Origin of the sequence: Rhodococcus sp. IEGM 1351, from assembly GCF_030056875.1 — a bacterium.
GTDB classification, from domain to species: domain Bacteria; phylum Actinomycetota; class Actinomycetes; order Mycobacteriales; family Mycobacteriaceae; genus Rhodococcus_F; species Rhodococcus_F opacus.
Map to the genome: position 1 here is coordinate 59,127 of NZ_JASHKU010000035.1, position 5,586 is coordinate 64,712.

1 protein-coding gene is annotated in these 5,586 nt (G+C 67.1%); it reads left to right on the forward strand.

Annotated elements, in window-relative coordinates; translation table 11 throughout:
* Positions 1-164: 164 nt before the first annotated feature.
* Positions 165-5,586, forward strand: a 5,422-nt coding sequence (locus tag QM806_RS36640) for a non-ribosomal peptide synthetase (RefSeq protein WP_283294655.1), incomplete at its 3' end; no start/stop codon positions are given.

The following is a 5,586-nucleotide window of genomic DNA, read 5'->3' on the forward strand; positions in this document are numbered from 1 at the left end:
ACGGAGCCGCGCCGCTGTGCGACGATGGGGTCTGTGCGCCCTGTTGACGGCGAACGAATTTTCTGGGGGGCGGGGAAAAGCTACCGCCTCCCGCCTTCGCGAGCCAGGATCAGGACGCGGTCACGCTGTGAGCGGTCGGGGATACCTTATGGGGAGGAACCGCCGTGAAGCCCGTCGACACGCGAAAGCCGGCTACACACGATTCGGGCGCGGTGCCCTTCCCGCTGTCTGCGGCGCAGCGTGCCACCTGGTTCGCGCAGCAACTCGACCCCGCGGTGCCGATCTCGGTAGCGCACTACGTGGAACTGCACGGCGACCTCGACATCGACCTGTTGCGACGGGAGACCATCGCGGTGGCCCGCGAGTTCCAGTCGCCGTTCCTCAAGGTCGTCGAGGTCGACGGCCGGCCGATGCAGTACGTGGACCACACCACCGACACGTCCATCGCCGTCATCGACTTTCGCGGTGAGGACGATCCGGTCGCTGCAGCGCACGAATGGATGGACCGGGACTACCAGGCCCCACTCGATCTCGACACGGATCGACTGTTCGAGACCTCGATCCTCTGCGTGGGAGAGTCGCACTACCTGTGGTACAGCCGCATTCACCACGTCGCGCTCGACGGTTACGGCGCCATGACACTGATCAACCGCATCGCACACCGGTACTCGGCCTCGATGTCCGGTCGCGAACCGGATCCGAATCGAGCCGCGACCCTGCACGAGCTGTACGACGTCGACGCCCGCTACCGGTCCTCCGACCGCTTCGTGGCCGATCGGGAGTACTGGGCGAAACGAGTCGAGGCAGTCGAAGGATCGACCCTGGCCGACGCGACCGCGCCCGCACTCGCCAGGAGCAAGGTCGAGAGTGCCCTGCTGTCCGAGGCGGCCGTTTCCGGAATCCACAACGCCGACAGTCAGGCAAACGCCACCGCGGCAGTCACGATCATCGCCGCCTTCGCCTGCTACCTGTCGCGGATCACGGCGAAAACCGATGTTCTCGTGAATGTTCCGATGTCCGGCCGGACCACGTCGGTGCTGCGCAACTCCGGCGGCATGATGGTCAACGTCGCACCGCTGCCGATCACGGTCGACGAGGACGAGACGGTCGCGGACCTCGTGTCGCGGGTCAGGCGAGAACTGATGGGCGCGTTGCGGCATCAGCGGTGCAGTATCGAGGACATCCGCCGCGACGTGGGCACGGGCACTGGCGCCGAACTCCACGGCCCCATGGTCAACGTCATGCTGTTCCATCAGAACGTCCAACTGGGCCCGCTGGTCGGCGAATACCACATCGTCACGTCGGGTCCGGTGGAAGATCTGCTGGTCAACGTGTACCCGAGCGGGACGCCGGCCGAGATCTTCGTCGATTTCCGGGCCAACCCGAACCGGTACGAGGATTCGGCACTGCGCCTGCATCACCGGCACTTCGTCGAACTGCTGGAAGAGTTCATCTCGGCCGGCCCGCAGGCCCGGGTCGCGACGATTCACGAGGCCACGGCCCTCGACGGTGCGCGACGACGCCTCGCGGCGCACCAACTCGAGTACTGGAAGGATCGGCTGTCGGGGATGCCGGAAGTGCTGAATCTGCCGTCCGATCGGCCTCGCCCCGCCGCGCAAACCCGGGGGGAGGACCGCGTCGACGTTGCGATCGGTGCAGAGGCACATGCCGGAGTGGTGGCCCTGGCGCGGGAACACGACACCACCACGTTCTCGGTGCTGCACGCGGCCTTCACCGTTCTGCTGAGCCGGCTGTCGGGTGCCTCGGATGTGGCGATCGGAACGACGACCGCGATGCACGACGGCCGGAACCTCGTGGTGCTCCGTAACCGCGTCGAACCGGACACCTCCTTCACTCATCTCCTCGGCCACGTCCGCGATGTCGACCAGGCGGCGTTCGAGCACCGCGACGTCCCTTTCGAACAGGTGGTCCGGACACTCGCGCTCAGCGATTCGCCCGCATACTCGCCGATCGTCCAAGTCCTGTTCGAGTGCCGCGAGGGGGCGGAGACCTCCGGGGTCGGCCGATTCGACCTGCGGGTGACCGCGACCGAGGCCGTCGACGCCGACGGCACCCCGTCCGGGATCACGGCGACACTCGGGTTCGCCACCGATCTGTTCGACCCCGGGACGGTACGTGGCCTCGGCGAACGGTTCCGCCGAATCCTGCAGACGGTCACCGGCGACCCGGCGCTCGCCGTCGGCGACATCGACATCCTGTCCGATACCGAACACGCGACCCTCGTTCCGGTCTCCGGCGTGCCGGGACGTCCGGGTCGCACGCTTTCCGAATTGTTCTCAGCGGCAGCACGAACCAATCCCACCGGTGTCGCGCTCTCGTATCGCGGTGTCGAGGTGACGTACCGAGAATTGGACGAGCGCTCGAACCAGTTGGCACGCGTCCTCGCCGAACGCGGCATCGGGCCGGAGAACTTCGTGGCACTGGGCTTGACTCGCTCGATCGAGTCGGTTCTGTCGATGCTGGCGGTGGCCAAGTCTGGTGCGGCCTACGTGCCGGTGGACCCGAACTACCCGGCCGAACGCATCGAGCACATGCTCGACGATTCGGGCGCTGCGCTGGGGGTGACGGTGTCCGCCGTGCGTTCCCGGCTACCGGACGCCATTCCGTGGCTGGTGCTCGACGACGAAGAATTCCGGTCGCTCTGTGCGACGCAGCCGGAATCCGCCGTGACCGACGCGGAGCGGACGCGGCCTCTCCGCGTGGAGAATCCGTCGTACGTGATCTACACGTCCGGTTCCACGGGCCGGCCCAAAGGCGTCGTGGTCACACACGGTGGCCTGGACGACTTCGCGGCCGAGCAGCGCTCACGATCCGGGGCCACACAGACGTCCCGGATTCTGCACTTCTCCACACCGAGTTTCGACGCGTCCGTATCCGAGTACCTGCACGTGTTCGCCGCCGCCGCCACCATGGTGATCGTTCCGCCCACGATCTACGGCGGCGCCGAGTTGTCCCGCCTCCTGACGTCGGAACGGGTCACCCACGGATTCGTCACCACTGCCGCGCTCGGAACGGTCGAGCCGGACGGACTCGCCGACTTCCGGGACGTGGTGTTCGGTGGCGAGGCGTGCCCGCCGGAACTGGTGAAGCGGTGGGCGCCCGGTCGCAGATTGTGCAACGCGTACGGGCCCAGCGAGGCGACCGTCATGTCGAACATCAGTGCACCGTTGTCACCGGACGGAGCCATCACACTGGGCGGTCCGCTCCGCGGATTCCACGAGGTCGTCCTCGATGCGCGGTTGAACCCGGTGCCGGTCGGCGTGGCCGGGGAGCTGTACGTCGCGGGCGACGCCCTCGCTCGCGGATATCACGGTAAATCAGCGTTGACGGCGGAACGGTTCGTGGCCAACCCCTTCGGCGGCCCCGGCGACCGGATGTATCGCACCGGGGACGTGGTGCGGTGGCGAACCGACCGCACGCTGGAATACCAGGGCCGCAGCGATTTCCAGGTGAAGGTACACGGCTTCCGCATCGAGCTCGGTGAGATCGACACCGTCCTCCATACCCATCCGCGGGTGCGGACCGCAGTGACGATGCCGCGAACGGCACCGTCCGGCGACACGGTGCTCGTGTCGTACGTGCTGCCGGCAGCAGGGCAACAGCTGGCGACTGCCGAGTTGATCGACTATGCCGCAGAGCAATTGCCGACGTACATGGTGCCGGCAGCGATCGTGATTCTGGACGAGATCCCGATGACACCGGTGGGGAAGCTCGATCGTGCCGCATTGCCGGCGCCGGAATTCCTCTCCACGGCCACCGAGTTCCGTGCGCCCGTCACTCCGGTGGAACGGGCCGTCGCGCGAGTGTTCGCCGACGTGCTGGGTGTGGAACGAATCGGCCTCGACGACAGCTTCTTCGACCTCGGCGGAAATTCACTGGTCGCGACGAAAGTGGTCGCGCGGGTCAACGCCGCACTCGGCGCCGACCTCGTGGTGCGGACCCTGTTCGAGGCGCCGACGGTGGAGGCATTGGCGGGATGGATCGAGGGTGCCCACGCGAGGCGCCCCGACCGCCCGGACCTGGTGGCGCGGACACGCCCCGACCGGATCCCGCTGTCGCTTGCCCAGCAACGTATGTGGTTCGTCAATCAGTACGACACCTCGTCGCCCGCCTACAACATTCCGATGGCGCTGCGACTGTCCGGAACGCTCGACGTGGAGGCGCTCCGGGCGACGGTGGCGGATGTCCTCGAACGACACGAATCGCTCCGCACGGTGTATCCGGCGTCGGTGGACGGACCGCATCAAGTGATCCTGTCACCGGGGGAGGTAATTCCGGATCTGGAGCCGACGGTCTGCGAAGACGAGGACGCAGTGCGCGCGCGGATCGCCGAGTCGACTGCTCAGGGCTTCGACGTGAGCACCGAGGTGCCCGTGCGTGGTGCCCTGTTCCGGACCGGTCACGACGAGCACGTCCTCATGCTGGTGGTGCACCACATTTCGGCGGACGGAGCGTCGCTGGCCCCGCTCGCCCACGACCTGATGGTGGCGTACTCGGCGCGGCTACAGCAGCAGGCTCCCGACTGGCGGCCACTCCCGGTGCAGTACGCCGACTACAGCCTGTGGCAGCGGGCGGCCCTCGGCAGCGACGAGAATCCCGGCAGCATGATGTCGGCGCAGTTGGAGTACTGGAAGCAGACGCTGTCCGGGCTCCCCGACGCGATGGATCTTCCATTGGACCGGCCGAGGCCCGCGGACAGAGCGCTCCGGGGTGGGATCGTCCGGTTTTCGGTGTCGGCGGAAGATCATCGGGAGCTTCTCCTCCTCGCGCGGCAACACAATTCCACGATGTTCATGGTGATGCATGCGGTGCTGGCGGTGTTGGCGGCGCGGCTGAGCGGTTCCGGCGACATCGCGATCGGGACGCCGATCGCCGGGCGGGGCGAGGAAGCACTCGACGACGTGGTGGGGATGCTCGTCAATACCCTGGTCCTGCGGACGATCGTCGAGCCTGCCGCAACGTTCGGCGAGGTGCTGTCCCGGGCGCGGGAAGCGGATCTGGCGGCGTTCGGTCATGCCGAGGTGCCCTTCGAGAGTGTGGTCGATGCAGTCGCACCGACCCGCTCGACCGCGTACTCACCGCTGTTCCAGGTTCTGCTGGAGTTCCAGAACACCGCCCCGGCGCACCTCGACCTGCCGGGACTGACGGTGGAGATCCTCGACGTCGATTCCGGTGTGTCCAAGTTCGATCTGCAGTTGACCCTCGCGGAGCGCTACGACGCGTCCGGGATGGCAGCAGGCATCGAGGCGTCGTTCACGTTCGCGTCGGATGTGTTCGATCCGGACACGGTCGTGGGATTCGGGGAGCGGTTCCTCCGGATTCTGGCGGGAGTGATTGCGGATCCGGATGCGCCAGTGGGTGATGTGGAGGTTCTGGGGCCGGGTGAGCGGGCGTTGGTGGTGGGTTCGTGGAATGCGACGGGTCACCCGGTGCCCCGCACCACCCTCGCCGACCTGCTCGATGCGCAGGTGGGGCGGACCCCGGATGCTGCGGCGGTGGTGTGCGGTGCGGTGGTGTTGTCGTATGGGGAGTTCGGTGCGCGGGTGAATCGGTTGGCGCGGTTCC